Source organism: Bradyrhizobium sp. 31Argb (assembly GCF_043638955.1).
GTDB lineage: Bacteria > Pseudomonadota > Alphaproteobacteria > Rhizobiales > Xanthobacteraceae > Bradyrhizobium.
Window position 1 is genome coordinate 18436 of the sequence record NZ_JBEGDB010000020.1, and the last position, 14296, is coordinate 32731.

The 14296-nt window shown below is 62.5% G+C and carries 13 protein-coding genes and 1 pseudogene; 11 read left to right on the forward strand and 3 right to left on the reverse strand.

Annotated elements, in window-relative coordinates; translation table 11 throughout:
• The first annotated feature begins 274 nt into the window (after nt 1–274).
• The 7 genes from AAFX91_RS06135 to ilvC all read left to right on the forward strand — a co-directional run bounded on the left by AAFX91_RS06135 (nt 275) and on the right by ilvC (nt 7175).
• Complete coding sequence (locus AAFX91_RS06135; protein WP_394565869.1) at nt 275–2050, forward strand: acetolactate synthase 3 large subunit; 1776 nt, start codon at nt 275–277, stop codon at nt 2048–2050.
• Nucleotides 2051–2237: 187 nt separating this feature from the next.
• Nucleotides 2238–3221, forward strand: coding sequence for a threonine dehydratase (locus tag AAFX91_RS06140; protein ID WP_394565870.1), 984 nt, complete (start codon nt 2238–2240; stop codon nt 3219–3221).
• A gap of 23 nt (nt 3222–3244) precedes the next feature.
• Complete coding sequence (ilvN, locus tag AAFX91_RS06145) at nt 3245–3787, forward strand: acetolactate synthase small subunit (RefSeq protein WP_028161804.1); 543 nt, start codon at nt 3245–3247, stop codon at nt 3785–3787.
• Nucleotides 3788–3790: 3 nt separating this feature from the next.
• Entirely contained in the window at nt 3791–4486 is a 696-nt protein-coding gene (locus tag AAFX91_RS06150; RefSeq protein ID WP_394565871.1) for a class I SAM-dependent methyltransferase, read from the forward strand.
• Nucleotides 4487–4514: 28 nt separating this feature from the next.
• Complete coding sequence (locus tag AAFX91_RS06155; RefSeq protein ID WP_394565872.1) at nt 4515–5390, forward strand: EamA family transporter; 876 nt, start codon at nt 4515–4517, stop codon at nt 5388–5390.
• Between the two features lie 8 nt (nt 5391–5398).
• Complete coding sequence (locus tag AAFX91_RS06160) at nt 5399–6004, forward strand: LysE family translocator (protein WP_130581584.1); 606 nt, start codon at nt 5399–5401, stop codon at nt 6002–6004.
• 151 nt (nt 6005–6155) lie between these two features.
• Nucleotides 6156–7175 carry a ketol-acid reductoisomerase gene (gene ilvC, locus AAFX91_RS06165; protein ID WP_394565873.1) on the forward strand — a complete coding sequence of 340 codons (1020 nt, stop codon included), beginning with the start codon at nt 6156–6158 and terminating at the stop codon, nt 7173–7175.
• A gap of 101 nt (nt 7176–7276) precedes the next feature.
• On the opposite strand, the gene AAFX91_RS06170 is transcribed toward ilvC, so the two are convergent.
• The gene (locus AAFX91_RS06170; protein WP_394565874.1) at nt 7277–8128 is read right to left on the reverse strand and encodes an SDR family oxidoreductase; all 852 of its coding nucleotides are present in this window, start codon (nt 8126–8128) and stop codon (nt 7277–7279) included.
• Between the two features lie 93 nt (nt 8129–8221).
• On the opposite strand from AAFX91_RS06170, the gene AAFX91_RS06175 reads away from it, so the two are divergent.
• Nucleotides 8222–9136, forward strand: coding sequence for an AraC family transcriptional regulator (locus AAFX91_RS06175; protein ID WP_394565875.1), 915 nt, complete (start codon nt 8222–8224; stop codon nt 9134–9136).
• A 50-nt stretch (nt 9137–9186) separates the two neighbouring features.
• Here AAFX91_RS06175 and AAFX91_RS06180 read toward each other — a convergent pair whose 3' ends face one another.
• The gene (locus AAFX91_RS06180) at nt 9187–10302 is read right to left on the reverse strand and encodes a DUF2336 domain-containing protein (protein ID WP_394565876.1); all 1116 of its coding nucleotides are present in this window, start codon (nt 10300–10302) and stop codon (nt 9187–9189) included.
• 137 nt (nt 10303–10439) lie between these two features.
• On the opposite strand from AAFX91_RS06180, the pseudogene AAFX91_RS06185 reads away from it, so the two are divergent.
• From AAFX91_RS06185 to AAFX91_RS06195, 3 genes and pseudogenes are all read left to right on the forward strand, one after another.
• Nucleotides 10440–10867: pseudogene (locus AAFX91_RS06185) on the forward strand (SDR family NAD(P)-dependent oxidoreductase); the annotation flags it as partial.
• Nucleotides 10868–10921: 54 nt separating this feature from the next.
• A complete protein-coding gene (locus AAFX91_RS06190; protein WP_130583227.1) occupies nt 10922–11170 on the forward strand; it encodes a hypothetical protein in 249 nt (82 codons plus the stop codon).
• Between the two features lie 313 nt (nt 11171–11483).
• Complete coding sequence (locus tag AAFX91_RS06195) at nt 11484–12890, forward strand: adenylate/guanylate cyclase domain-containing protein (RefSeq protein ID WP_282528371.1); 1407 nt, start codon at nt 11484–11486, stop codon at nt 12888–12890.
• 212 nt (nt 12891–13102) lie between these two features.
• Here the strand turns inward: AAFX91_RS06195 and AAFX91_RS06200 are convergent, their stop codons facing one another.
• Entirely contained in the window at nt 13103–13921 is an 819-nt protein-coding gene (locus AAFX91_RS06200; RefSeq protein ID WP_394565877.1) for a Crp/Fnr family transcriptional regulator, read from the reverse strand.
• Nucleotides 13922–14296: the final 375 nt, after the last annotated feature.

A 14296-nucleotide genomic window follows, 5' to 3' on the forward strand; every position in this document is an offset into this window, starting at 1 on the left:
AGGAACCCCGCTACATTACGAAAAGTCGCGCTGAACGCGTCCCTGCCTTGACATTCGGGCATTGGTCGGTATGTTCGCGCAACCTTTGGGAAGCCTGAGCCGCCTATGCGTAACATTATTACCAAACTCATCGTCGTCGTACCCAGGCACACCGCCGGGGATGGCTAGCGGCCATCTGACAGACAGGCGGTGTGCATGGGGCCTCTCGGGCCCTTTTTTATTTCCCAAATCAAAGACTTAACGCCGCGCCAAGACAGCGCATCCGGAGCCAGCCATGAAAGACAAGAGCCACGATCCGAACCAGATGACGGGAGCCGCGATGATCGTCCGCGCGCTGATCGATCATGGCGTGCAGCACCTTTTCGGCTATCCCGGCGGCGCGGTGCTGCCGATCTATGACGAGATCTTTCAGCAGAGCGAGGTCGAGCACATCCTGGTGCGCCACGAGCAGGGCGCCGGCCACGCCGCCGAGGGCTACGCGCGCTCGACCGGCAAGCCCGGCGTTGTACTGGTGACCTCCGGCCCGGGCGCCACCAACATGGTGACGGCGCTGACCGACGCGCTGATGGATTCGATTCCCCTGGTCTGCATCACCGGCCAGGTGCCGACGCATCTGATCGGCAACGACGCGTTCCAGGAATGTGACACGGTCGGCATCACGCGCCCCTGCACCAAGCACAACTGGCTGGTGCGCAACGTCAACGATCTCGCGAAGGTCCTGCACGAGGCGTTCTATGTCGCGACCTCCGGCCGTCCGGGTCCGGTCGTGGTCGACGTCCCGAAGGACGTGCAGTTCGCGGTCGGCACCTACCATCCGCCGCGCAAGTCCGACGTTCACATCTCCTACGCGCCGCGCGTCAAGGGCGATGCGGCCCAGATCCGCAAAGCGGTGGCGCTGCTCGCGTCCGCCAAGCGTCCGGTGATCTACAGCGGCGGCGGCGTCATCAATTCCGGCCCCGAGGCCTCCAAGCTGCTGCGCGATCTCGTCGAGTTCACCGGCTTCCCGATCACCTCGACCTTGATGGGCCTCGGCGCCTATCCGGCCTCGGGCAAGAACTGGCTCGGCATGCTCGGCATGCACGGCACCTATGAAGCCAACATGACCATGCATGATTGCGACGTCATGCTGTGCGTCGGCGCGCGCTTCGACGACCGCATCACCGGCCGCACCGATGCGTTCTCGCCGGGCTCGAAGAAGATCCACATCGACATCGACCCGTCCTCGATCAACAAGAACATCCGCGTCGACGTGCCGATCATCGGCGATGTCGGCAACGTGCTCGGCGACCTGCTGCAGGTGTTCAAGGCGGAAGCGAAGCGGCCGGACATCAAGGCGTGGTGGCAGCAGATCGCGCAATGGCGCGCGCGCAACTCGCTGTCCTACCGCAAGAACAACGACATCATCCTGCCGCAATATGCGATCCAGCGCCTGTTCGAGCTGACGCGCGGCAAGGATACCTACATCACGACCGAAGTCGGCCAGCACCAGATGTGGGCGGCGCAGTTCTACGGCTTCGAGGAGCCGCACCGCTGGATGACCTCCGGCGGCCTCGGCACCATGGGCTATGGCCTGCCGGCCGCGGTCGGCGTGCAGGTGGCGCATCCCGACAGCCTCGTCATCGACATCGCCGGCGACGCCTCGGTGCAGATGACGATCCAGGAAATGTCGACGGCGGTTCAGTATGAACTGCCGATCAAGATCTTCATCCTCAACAACCAGTACATGGGCATGGTGCGGCAGTGGCAGCAGCTTCTGCACGGCAACCGCTTGTCGCACTCCTATACCGAGGCGCTGCCTGACTTCGTCAAGCTCGCCGAGGCCTATGGCGGCGTCGGCTTGCAGGTGATCAAGCCGGCCGATCTCGATGGTGCGATCAAGGAGATGATCGCGATCAAGCGCCCGGTGCTGTTCGACTGCCGCGTCGCCGCGCTCGAGAACTGCTTCCCGATGATCCCCTCCGGCAAGGCGCACAACGAGATGCTGTTGCCCGAAGAGGCGACCGACGATGCAACCGCGACCGCCTTCGCCGGCGGCAAGGCTCTGGTGTGATGATGACGTCTTCGCCGCGAGGCACCTTCTTCACCTCGCCCCGCTTGCGGGGAGAGGTCGGCACGCAGCGCCGGGTGAGGGGGACTCTCCGCGAGTCCAACTCTCACCGTTCTCGCGGAGGCAGCCCCTCACCCCAACCCTCTCCCCGCGAAGGGCGGGGAGAGGGAGTCACTTGTGAGATGGACTGATGTTCGACCTTGGACAGCTCGAGCGCGCGCAAGCGATTGTCGGCACAGCGGTGCCGCCGACGCCGGTGCATGCCTGGCCGCTGCTAGCTGAGCGGCTGGGTGCGGATGTCCTGGTCAAGCATGAGAACCACACGCCGACTGGCGCCTTCAAGGTGCGCGGCGGGCTCGTCTATCTCGATCGTCTGAAGCGCGAGCAGCCTGATACGCCGGGGATCATCTCGGCGACGCGCGGCAATCACGGCCAGAGTCTCGCCTTCGCCGCGCGCCGTCATGGGGTGCCGGCGACGATCTACGTGCCGCATGGCAATTCGGTCGAGAAGAACCGCGCCATGCGTGCGTTTGGCGCCGAGCTCGTCGAGCACGGCCAGGATTTTCAGGCAGCGCGGGAGGAGGCGTTCCGGCGCGCCGAAAGCGCAGGCCTGCACATGGTGCCGTCGTTCCATCCCGACCTGGTGCTGGGCGTTGCGACCTATGCGTTGGAATTGTTCAAGGCGGCACCCGATCTCGACCTGCTCTATGTGCCGATCGGGCAGGGCTCCGGCATCTGCGGCTGCATCCGCGTCCGCGATCTCCTCGGCCTGAAGACCGAGATCGTCGGCGTGCAGTCGACGGAGGCGCCGTCCTATGCGCTGTCGTTCGCGGCCGGCACCGTCGTCACCACCGAGACCGCCAACACCCGCGCCGACGGCATGGCGACCCGCATTCCCGATGCCGACGCGCTCGCGATGATCCGCAAGGGCGCTTCCCGCATCGTGCAGGTTACTGACGACGAGGTCGGTGCCGCCATCCGCTGTTACTGGACCGACACGCACAACCTCGCCGAAGGCGCCGGCGCCGCCGCGCTCGCGGCCGCGCTGCAGGAGCGGGACGGGATTCAAGGCAAGCGCGTCGGCCTGGTCCTGAGCGGCGGCAATATCGATTTCGACCTGTTCCGCCAGTGGGTCGGAACGGACGCCGCCATCGCCGAACGGGCGATGGCGTGACAGCATTCCTTGAGGGGACGACCATGAACCAGCCCGCATCCGCCTACTTCCTCGAAGAGCGCCACGACCCGAACGAGTCGCACACGCTCTCGGTGCTCGTGCAGAACGAACCGGGCGTGCTCGCGCGCGTGATCGGGCTGTTCTCCGGCCGCGGCTACAACATCGAAAGCCTCACCGTCTCCGAGACCGAGAGCCAGAAACACCTATCGCGCATCACCATCGTGACCACGGGCACGCCGATGGTGATCGAGCAGATCAAGCATCAGCTCGACCGCATGATCCCGGTCTACCGCGTCGTCGACATGACGCTGTCGGGACGCTCGATCGAGCGGGAGCTGGCGATGGTGAAGGTGCGCGGCACCGGCGACCACCGCGTCGAGGCGCTGCGGCTCGCGGATGCGTTTCGGGCACGGGTCATTGATGCCACTACCGAGAGTTTTGTGTTCGAGATCACAGGCAATACCGCCAAGATCAATCAGTTCATCGACCTGATGCGCCCGCTCGGCCTGGTCGAGGTGTCACGCACGGGCGTTGCCGCGATCGGACGCGGGCCGGAAGGGATGTGAACCATGTTGGCGCGCGACTGGTACTACACGCAAAGACGCCGGGTCGGCATCGATACCGCGGTCGCCTCGATCTATGGCCGCCATGACGATGCCGATCTCCGCGCCCGCCAGACGCTCAAGATGCTCGGCGTCGAGCCGGGCTGGCGCGTCGCCGATATCGGTTGCGGCAACGGCGTGCTCGCCTGCGAAGCGGCGCTGATGGGCGCCGACGTCGACGCGATCGACATCTCGCCGGCGATGCTGACGCTCGCCAACATCTACGCACGCGACCGCAGGGCGCGCATCCGCACCCAGCCGGCGGGGCTTCTGAGCTTCGCCTATCAGCCGAATTCCTATGACCTGATCGTCAGCGAATTCACGCTGCATCATTTGCCGGATTTCTGGAAAGCGGTGGCGCTGTCGCGGATCTTCAACGCGCTGAAGCCGGGCTCCGAGTTCTATCTGCGCGACATCGTGTTCGTCAGCATGCCCGACGGCGTCGAGCGCGACGTCGAGGGCTGGGCCGATTTTTCCATCAAGAACCATGATTTCGAGCGCGAGGGCGTGATGATGCACATGCGCGACGAATATTCGACCTTCGGTTGGGTCATGGAACGCATGCTGACCGAGGTCGGCTTCACCTTGGTCTCCGCCGACTACCACGCGCCGCTGCACGGCACCTATCTCCTGCGCAAGCCGAAGCTGGAACAGAAGAGCTAGAAACAAAAGAGCTGGAAAAGACGAGCCAATGAAACCGGCCGACGTCTGCATCGCCGTCATGGTCGCGGTGATCTGGGGGCTTGCCTTCGTCGCGAGCCGGCTCGCGCTTGACGAATTGCCGCCGGAATTGATGACGGCGCTGCGCTTTGGGATCGCGGCGCTGCCGTGCCTGTTCCTGCGCAAGCCGAAAGTGTCCCGGCCGCTTCTGATCGCGATCAGCCTGAACCTGTTCCTCGGCCAGTTCCTGGCGCAGTCGATCGCCATTGCGCATGGCATGCCGGTCGGGCTCACCAGCGTGATCGTGCAGAGTCAGGCGCTGTTCACGATCGCCTTCGCCGCCATCATTTTCAGCGAATGGCCGAGCCGGATGCAGATGGTCGGCATCGGCATTGCCGCGATCGGCCTCTTGATGATCTCCGGCACCGTCGGCCATGATTTCAGTGCCGGCGCGTTCGCGATCCTGATGATCTCTCCGGTCTGTTTCGCGGTTGGCAATCTCCTGCTGCGGCCCGCGCAGGGCGCACGTATGTTCGATCTGTTCGCATGGCTGTGCCTCTGCGCCGCCGTTCCCTTGTTCGCGTTGTCGCTGATCACTCTCGGCCCGAAGCCGACCTGGCAGGCGTTGTCGCAGATGTCGATGACCGGCATCGTCTGCATGCTGTTCATCGGCGGTGTCTCGACCAGCGTCGCCTATTGGCTGTGGGGCCGGCTCTTGCGCGACTATCCGGCGGCGCAGGTGGTGCCGTTCGCGCTGCTGGTGCCGTTCGTCGGCTCCGCCGCCTCCAGCATCGTGTTCGGCGAAAGGTTCGGGCCGCTGCGGCTTGCGGGCATGGCCGCCGTGATCGGCGGCATCGCCGTCATGCTGCTTTCGAAACCTCCGCAACCCCAGGCGAAGATCGCATGAGTGGTGCCATGTCGCAGTCGGTTCTGATCGCCTTCGTGATGTTCGCCGTGGTGATGTTCTTCACGCCGGGGCCGAACAACATCATGCTGCTGTCCTCGGGATTGACTTACGGCTTCCGCCGCACGGTGCCGCATATGGCGGGCATCACGGTCGGATTTGCATTCATGGTCGGCGCCGTCGGCCTTGGCCTCGGCACCGTCTTCATCGCCTATCCCGTACTGCAGACCATCCTCAAATATATCGGCGTCGCCTACCTGATCTATCTCGCCGCAGCGATCGCGATGGCCGAGCCATCCTCGCCGGAATCCGGCGACAGAAGCGGCCGCCCGATGACGTTCTGGGGCGCGGCCATGTTCCAATGGGTCAACGCCAAAGGCTGGGTGATGGTGATCGGCACCATCACCGCCTATGCGGCGATTGCCGCATTCCCCTGGAATATCGCGATCCAGGTCGGCTTGAGCCTGATCCTCGGCACCTTGTCCTGCATCGCCTGGGCGCTGTTCGGCACCGCGCTGCGGCCGATCCTGACCTCGCGCCAGGCCGTGCGCGCTTTCAATATCGTGATGGCGATCCTGTTGCTCGCCTCGCTCTACCCGGTCTTCATGGACGCATGATGCCGCACCGCGCCATGCGAGAACGGGGTTTCCCCTGAGCCGGAAAATGCTCTAGACAACGCCGGAAAATTCGCGGGCGTCCGGCGGTCTGATCCACCTGAAAAGCCCAAATCCATCGGCCGATGTTCGGCCCCCTCAAGAGGAAACTACGATGCGAGTTTACTACGATCGCGATGCCGACCTGAACCTGATCAAGGGCAAGAAGGTCGCTATCGTCGGCTATGGCAGCCAGGGCCACGCCCACGCGCTCAACCTGAAGGATTCCGGCGTCAAGGAAGTGTCGATCGCGCTGCGCCCGGGCTCGGCTTCGGCCAAGAAGGCGGAGGCCGCCGGCTTCAAGGTGCTGAGCGTGGCGGATGCCGCCAAATGGGCCGACCTCGTGATGATGCTCACCCCCGACGAATTGCAGGGCGATATCTATCGCGAGCACCTGCACGACAACATGAAGAAGGGCGCCGCGCTGGTGTTCGCGCACGGCCTCAACGTGCACTTCAACCTGCTCGATCCGCGTCCCGATCTCGACGTCCTGATGATCGCCCCGAAGGGCCCCGGCCACACCGTGCGCTCCGAATATCAGCGCGGCGGCGGCGTGCCCTGCCTGATCGCGATCGCCAAGGATGTCTCCGGCAACGCGCATGATCTCGGCCTGAGCTATGCCTCCGCGGTCGGCGGCGGCCGCGCAGGCATCATCGAGACCACCTTCAAGGAAGAGTGCGAGACCGACCTGTTCGGCGAGCAGGTGGTGCTCTGCGGCGGCCTGGTCGAACTGATCAAGGGCGGCTACGAGACGCTGGTCGAAGCCGGCTACGCGCCGGAGATGGCCTATTTCGAGTGCCTGCACGAAGTGAAGCTGATCGTCGACCTGATCTATGAAGGCGGCATCGCCAACATGAACTACTCGATCTCCAACACCGCCGAATACGGCGAATACGTCACCGGCCCGCGCATCGTGACCGCGGAGACCAAGGCCGAGATGAAGCGCGTTCTCGCCGACATCCAGGGCGGCAAGTTCGCCCGCGACTGGATGCTGGAGAACAAGGTCAACCAGACCTCGTTCAAGGCCACCCGCGCCAAGCTCGCCCAGCACCCGATCGAGGAAGTCGGCGCCAAGCTGCGCGACATGATGCCCTGGATCAAGAAGGGCGCCCTGGTCGACAAGACGAAGAACTAAGCCGCAATCGTAGGGTGGGCAAAGCGCAAGCGTGCCCACCCTACGCACTCCGCTCGTGATGGTGGGCACGCTTCGCTTTGCCCACCCTACGGCTTCGGCTTCTATCGCACCGCGACGACACCGTCATCGCGAGTGCAGCGAGGACCGAAGGCCTCGTGCATTGTGCGCTGGTAGTGCTCCTCTGAGGTGCTCCAGCGCAGGTTGGCGAGAAACTTCGTGTCCGCTCCAGCGGGATATCGGAGCCGCAAGCCTTGGTCCGTCGCTGCCGCGTAGACGGCTGCAGCCACCGCTTCGGTGCAGAATGCCGTCGGATAGTTCGCCATCCTTGCGAAGCAAGCCTGGGCGAAATCGGTGTATTCGGCGGGGATGAGGCCCTCCATCCGCGCGGTGCCGTTCGCGGTGAAGTTCGTGGTTGGCGCATAGCCGGGCTCGACCAGACGTGCCTTGATGTTGAACGCGCCCAACTCGTATGAGAGGGATTCCGTGAAGCCCTCCACGGCGAACTTGCTGGCGGCATAGATTGCGACCAGCGGCATCACGCCGACCGTGACGCTGGACGTGACGTTCACGATCACGCCGCGCCCCTGCTTGCGCATCGAGGGAATGATGGCCCGACACGCGGCGATCACGCCGAAAGTGTTGGTCTCGAAAATCTCGCGCGTCGTTCGGTCGGGAGTTGCTTCCACGATCGACGCGAGGCCGAGGCCGGCATTGTTCACCCAGACGTCGATCGCGCCGAATGCGGCAACGGCGGCTTCGATCACATCAGCAATGCTCTTCTCGCTCGTGACGTCGAGCGGCAGCACCTTGAGACGCTCCGAAGCCCCACCGAACACGGCAGGGTCCGGATGCCGCATGGTGGCTACAACATTCCAGCCCCGTTCGAGAAAGAGTTGTGTGGTCGCCTTGCCGTAGCCTGACGATGTTCCGGTGATGAGAATGGTCTTTGGCATGCGCCTCTCCATCGTTTCGATGGGGCCCTATCTAGACCTCTCGAAAGGACGATCTATAATCAACCGACGCAAAATGATCATGGATCGTCCACGATGGACCCTTTGAGCGATACCATCGCTCTCCTTCGCCCCAGCACGGCAATCGCCAAGCCCATCACAGGCCGGGGGCGCTGGGGCGTCCGCTATGCGGCGCATGACGCGCCGGGCTTTACGATCATTTTGCGGGGCGAGTGCTGGATCACACTCGAGGGCAAGGAGTCTGTGAAGTTTCAGAAAGGGGATTTCCTGCTCCTGCCATCGACCCCGGCCTTCTCGCTCTCCAGCCATCCGGGGCTCAAATGTGAGCTCAGGGAGCCGGTGAACGCCGCTGTCCGCCATGGAGATCAGGAGGGAGAACCTGACTTCGTCTCACTCGGCGGGACATTCCGGATAGAGCAGGTCAACGCGCCTCTGTTGCTCGCTCTGCTTCCCGGCTTCATTCATATCCCTGCGTCCGAAGGGCGGACGGGCAGGCTTGGGCGCGTGATCGAACTCGTCGTGGACGAGTGCGCGTCCGACGATCCGGGAAAGGAGATGATCCTGCAGCGCTTGCTGGAGGTTTTGCTCGTGGAGGCGCTCAGGTGGCGAAGAATCGATCCCGATGCCGTTGCCACAGGCGTGCTCGATGGCATGCGCGATCCGGTCCTCGCACGTGTCCTGCGCGCGATGCATGCTGATGTCCGGACCGGCTGGACGGTCTCGGACCTCGCCGGGATCGCCGGCATGTCCCGGTCAGCGTTCGCAGCGCGCTTCGCTGACGTTCTCGGGTGCGGGCCGGCCGAATATCTGACGCGCTGGCGGATGGCGCTGGCGAAGGATGCGCTCATCCGTGGCGCGAAGGGGCTGGACCGGATTGCCGACGAAATCGGATACGAATCCGCGAGTGCGTTCAGCACGGCATTTCGGAAGCGGCTGGGCTGCTCACCCGGACGCTTTGCACGATCTTGCGCCGGGAACGGCTCTCAGTAGCGGTCCCCCCCACCCAATGCGCGAATAACGGCTCGCCATGACGGCCGCGATCAGCTCGCCGCCGTTCGCCCCTCCGCCGGCTTCTCGATCCGGTTGTGGAGCTGCCAGAAGCGCACGGTGCGCTGGGCGGTCTCGATCGACAGGCGGCGGAAATCCCGCTGTGCCTGCTCCATGGTTTGGGCGGAGATCGGCTGCGCCGCCGGGCGGTTGCTCAGGATCGTCTCCACTGTCGGCCAGTTCAGCCTGGCCGCGCGGCAGGGGATCAGGATCAGGTCGGAGCGGTGCCCCTCCATCAGCCGCGCGATCATCTCGGGCTCAACGTCGTTGAGCAGCGCAATCGCGACGATCACCTCGTCGAACTTGCCCGCTTCGGCGAACTGGAACACCGCCGCATCGTCCAGCTCGTTCAGCTCCTTCATCAGCTTGACGAGCTGTTCGGCAATGCCGAAGCTGCGTCGCACCGCAGGCTCCTCGCGCGCGATCTCGTCGAGCACCTCGCGGATCTCCTCCTGCAGCGCCGGCGGCGCGATCGAGAGCAGGCGGGCGCGCACGGCGTCCTTGGCGCGGTGCAGCAGCTCGCGCAGGAATTTGGTCGGAAGATCGATGCGCAGTCCCAGGATCTCGACCAGCTGGTCGTCGCTTTCCGCGTGCGCGACGATGCCGGAATAGCCGGCTTCCGAGAAGCGCGCGCCGGCATTGTTGGCGAGCCGGCGGATCACGCGCACCTCGCCGCGATCGACGATCACGTCGGTGACTTCTTCGGGAATATTGGCGCGGCCGGAGATCGCAAGCAGGTGATCCTGTCCCTTGGTGCTGGCAACTTCGACCAGCGTCTCCGTGGAGACGCGGCTCGAATGCGCCAGCACTTCGCCGGCGACCTCGATCTTGTCGTCCTTTGCCAGGTGCTGGATTACCTCGAACGGCGCGTAGTCGATCGGCGCGAGGCGCTTGCTGAGCTCGGCCTTGGCCCGGCTCTCGACGCGCGTGATCAGGAGGCACAGGACGTCGTCGAAAACCTTGACCTGTTCGTCGCTCAAGCGTTCGCCGTCGTGCAGGAAGAGGTCCGTCACCCGCCGAAGGGTCTTGATCCGCTTCGCCGACGAGCCGTCTCTCACGGCTTCCTCGAGTTCGGCGATGATCGAGTGGGCCGGCTGTTGCGCCATCATTGGAATTGTTCTTGTTGCAGGTTCTCTGGTTGGTTCGGAAGATGGCAAGCGCGGCCTTACGCCCGCGTTAAGCTGGAACCTGATCCTGGGCGGAGCTCGCGGGGAAGGTTAGCAGGACGTAACCAATTCAACTCAAGATCGCCGGATCGTGCCTGCCGCCTGGCTGGATCAAGCATGCGGCCTCCAAACACGCGATCGAGGGTTTTCGGAGAGCCTGCGCCGCGAACTGATGCTGTTCGGCATCGACGTCATCATCGTTGCGCCGGGCGGGGTGAAGACGCCGATCTGGGACAAGGCGGAAGAGGTCGATAATTCCGCCTACCAGAACTCACCCTATTTCTCGGCGCTGCAGCGGATGCGGAAATGGTTGCTGCAGTTCCGCTCGACCGCCCTGCCGCCGGAGAAGATCGCCGAGACCATCTTCGATGCGCTGACGTCGCCGAACCCAAAGGTGCGTTATCAGATCACGCCGGATCCGATGCAGCACATCATGGTGTCAATCCTGCCGAAGCGCACGCTCGACCGGATCATCGCCAAGCGTCTCGGCCTGATGCCATCAGCGTGAGCATGCCGGCGACATGTCATGCCCTCGCCGCATTCGCCCGTCACCGGAGCTTGCATGTCCACCATCGGCAAGAACCATGCGGAACTGACCGCGATCGCCAATGACGCGCTGCGCAGCCAGCCGGGATGCGAGACGGCGCAAGTTGTCGCTGTCTCCGCCCGGCCGCATGCGAGTGCGGGCCGCAATTGGGAAATCCCGAACGTCGTCCTCGGCGACAGTCTGATCAGCGACGTCGACCGCGCCGTCATCACCGTGCATCACCAGCTCGGCCGCAGATTCCATCTCGTCGGGGACCAATCCTAGAGCGTTTTCGAGCCAAGTACGGCGTGGCTCTCAAATCGTCAGCTTATCGGGGCAGATCGGAAGTGATCGCCAGACGATCAAGACGACGCTTTTGACCCATTAGCGAACATGGAGCGAAGTGGGGTTCAAAGCTCGGCGGTAGTCGGACTAATGCGACGCCCCGTCGGTGTTGGGAAACGTGATGGCCACCCCAAGCTTGTCGCCAAGGCCGACATTTTGCTTTGTGTCCAACGGTAAACAGGACACTCAACGAACACCCAAGGGATGGGTGAGTGGGGTTTCGGCTTTGCCTTTTTTCGTGTAGCATTGTCGCATGGACGAAGCGGAGACTTTGTTTGTGGCCCTGCGTCAGTCGGCCTACGACGACGTGGTGGAGATGCTCGAGCGCATGGTGCGGGATGCCCCCGATCATGCCTTGAACAGGATGAACGCACTTGATCTCGCGGCCCGCAACGGTATCGATGAGGAGCGGGTCATTGCCGCGCTCCTGAATGCGGTGGGGCTCGGCATTTTCGAGATGACGTGGAACGTCATGTGCCCAAGTTGCGCCGGTGTTCTTTCCGCTAATAAGAGCCTAAAGACCCTGGACCGGGCGCAGTATAATTGCGCTTTCTGCGCCGCGGGCTATGAGACGACGCTCGACAACCTGATCGAGGTGAGCTTCACGGTAAGCCCGCGCGTTCGGAAGATCGCGGCCCACAATCCCGACGAACTGTCCGCGGCCGAATATTATCGTCAGATCTTCTGGAGTTCGGCCATCGATCTCCCAGCCGATCTGGAGAAGCTGCTGCAGGAGGTCACGCTCGAAAGCGTCGACTTGCCGCCAGGAGAAAGGGCCATCCTTTCGTTGCAATTGCCGAAGGGCACGTTGATCGTATTCGATCCCGTGACGCATACGGCCCAGTTCCTTGATGTCGGCGGCGAGGAGGCGAGCGAGCGCCAGAACCTGTCCGTGATCTTCAACAAGGTCCAGGTTCCGGTCGACACCATTGCCTTGCGCCCAGGGCCACTGCGCCTGGCTTTGGAAAACCGCACCGAAAGTCGCGTGTTGCCGGCTATATGGGTGGCGAACCAGGCGCTGAACGACCTCCTGAAGCGACGCAAGCCCATTCTCAATGCAAAGCGCCTCCTCACCAATCAGACCTTCCGCGACATCTACCGGACCGAAACGCTCGCCATTGGTCAGCGTCTCAAGATTTTGAGCCTGACTTTCCTGTTCAGTGATCTCAAGGACTCCACTGAACTCTATGAGCGCGTCGGTGACCTCGTTGCCTTCGATCTCGTCAACGAGCATTTCAGGCTGCTGCAGGAGATTATCGCGTCCGAAAGGGGGGCCGTGGTGAAGACCATTGGCGATGCCGTGATGGCGACCTTCGAAACGCCTGACCGTGCCATCGCCGCTGCGATCCGCATGCGCGAGGCGATGAGCGATCTTGGCGCCGAGCGTCAGCATCAGAGCCTGCGCCTGAAGATGGGCATCCATGAAGGATCATGCCTCGCGGTCACACTCAATGCCCAGCAGGACTATTTTGGCCAGACTGTAAACATCGCGTCGCGCGTCCAGGGCCTTGCTGCCTCACGCTCGATCGTGGTGACGGAATCGGTGCTGGAAAACGCGCATGCCCGGGCTCTGCTTGAGAGCAACGGGCTAAAGCCAACGCTCAGACGCGTGGCGTTGAGCGGCATCGCGGACAAGGTGTCGGTCTACGAGATCCCTTGAGCGCAACTTAGTCGGTGGGTAGTCGGGCAGCAGGGCGCTACCCGTCAAATGGCCAACTACTAACGAATGTCGGTCTTGGTGGTCGCGCTTCGCCGCAATGGCCCCGAGCACTCAGCGCTCAGGTCCAAAAATGACCCCAACCGGAAATGGTTGCCTCACGAGACCCGCACTGCGTCGGGACGTGGCGGTGTGGGGCAATCAAGAGCCAAAGGTTAAGTTATGTTATCTGGGGCTGTAGTCTGCCGCCCGGCTTTCTCTTGTGCGATAGTTCCTTCTAGCCGCGAGATGTTCTCCAGCAGGCGCTGGCTGGTGAGGACGAGAAAGTAATAACCGAATTGCGGATTTTGAAAGTAGATTTCGAGCAACCTCTCATAAGTTATGGTCAGCACTTGCCCGTCTTCCATGCATTCGACCGTCGCGGTTCGCCGTTTATTGGGAGTAAGGAAGCCAAGTTCGCCCATGAGACGTCCCGGTGGAAGTTCGACGCCGATTTCTGTGACCAAAAACGTTCCTGTGACCGTCAGGAACATTTCGGTGGCTGCATCGTCCTTCTTGAACAATATGTCGCCCCGGCGATATCTGCGTTCGGTCATGAACGGTTTGAGCCATTCCATCGAGGTATCGCCCACCGTCGCGATGCGCGCCTTCTTGATCAGATTGAGCATTTGACGGAGGCGAACGGCGTTGATCGGCAGCAACAGCAGATACAGGAGAAAGGTCGCGACGTTTCCGGAGAGCGCGCCAAAGGCGACGAAGAATGTACAGCCAGCCATGTTCGCGACGCGCAGCGGCACCATTGTCTGCATCAGCAAGGTGGCGACAAAGAAGATGGCGCCAACGAGGGCGAACATGTTGGCAAGCGTGATGTTGGCCAGTACAATTTCGAGCAGCCGGCTGAATAGTGCGTCATAGGTGACGTTGTTGGGATCGAGACCCAGTTGAATCAGAATCTTTGCGATCCTGAGATTGTCCGCCGCCGTATCAAGAATGCGGTTTAGTATCGTCGAAAAGTCTGCCCTGCTGGACTCCATCGGATCATCCCCCGCGCAAAGCCGCCGGTATTCGTCGGATATCGAAGTCGGATAACAACCGTTGAGTAAGATTAGTAGATCATGATCCGATTAAATGGAATCGGATCATGATCTCATCTGTTTGTTTGAGCACGATCTTCGCGCAAAAGCTTCGCGTTTGTCGCGAGGGAAAACCGGTTTCCACTTTTCCGGATCATGCTCTCGCGGTCTCGATGCAATCGATCAATTTTACCCTGAGCGGCGGTGTCGGCAATTACCCGCTCTCGTTGGTCTTGCCGTTGTATCTAACCCTGAGCTGAAGAGAAGTAACGTCGGCTCTTAGGCGACTTTCGCAGGTGGAGAGCAACAGTTTCGCAAAATCGGAACTTCCGAGTT

Coding starts and splice junctions, on each gene's coding strand:
- AAFX91_RS06135 (WP_394565869.1), top strand. CDS start 275: ATGAAAGACAAGAGCCACGATCCGAACCAGATGACGGGAGCCGCGATG.
- AAFX91_RS06140 (WP_394565870.1), top strand. CDS start 2,238: ATGTTCGACCTTGGACAGCTCGAGCGCGCGCAAGCGATTGTCGGCACA.
- ilvN (WP_028161804.1), top strand. CDS start 3,245: ATGAACCAGCCCGCATCCGCCTACTTCCTCGAAGAGCGCCACGACCCG.
- AAFX91_RS06150 (WP_394565871.1), top strand. CDS start 3,791: ATGTTGGCGCGCGACTGGTACTACACGCAAAGACGCCGGGTCGGCATC.
- AAFX91_RS06155 (WP_394565872.1), top strand. CDS start 4,515: ATGAAACCGGCCGACGTCTGCATCGCCGTCATGGTCGCGGTGATCTGG.
- AAFX91_RS06160 (WP_130581584.1), top strand. CDS start 5,399: ATGTCGCAGTCGGTTCTGATCGCCTTCGTGATGTTCGCCGTGGTGATG.
- ilvC (WP_394565873.1), top strand. CDS start 6,156: ATGCGAGTTTACTACGATCGCGATGCCGACCTGAACCTGATCAAGGGC.
- AAFX91_RS06170 (WP_394565874.1), bottom strand. CDS start 8,128: ATGCCAAAGACCATTCTCATCACCGGAACATCGTCAGGCTACGGCAAG.
- AAFX91_RS06175 (WP_394565875.1), top strand. CDS start 8,222: ATGGACCCTTTGAGCGATACCATCGCTCTCCTTCGCCCCAGCACGGCA.
- AAFX91_RS06180 (WP_394565876.1), bottom strand. CDS start 10,302: ATGATGGCGCAACAGCCGGCCCACTCGATCATCGCCGAACTCGAGGAA.
- AAFX91_RS06190 (WP_130583227.1), top strand. CDS start 10,922: ATGTCCACCATCGGCAAGAACCATGCGGAACTGACCGCGATCGCCAAT.
- AAFX91_RS06195 (WP_282528371.1), top strand. CDS start 11,484: ATGGACGAAGCGGAGACTTTGTTTGTGGCCCTGCGTCAGTCGGCCTAC.
- AAFX91_RS06200 (WP_394565877.1), bottom strand. CDS start 13,921: ATGGAGTCCAGCAGGGCAGACTTTTCGACGATACTAAACCGCATTCTT.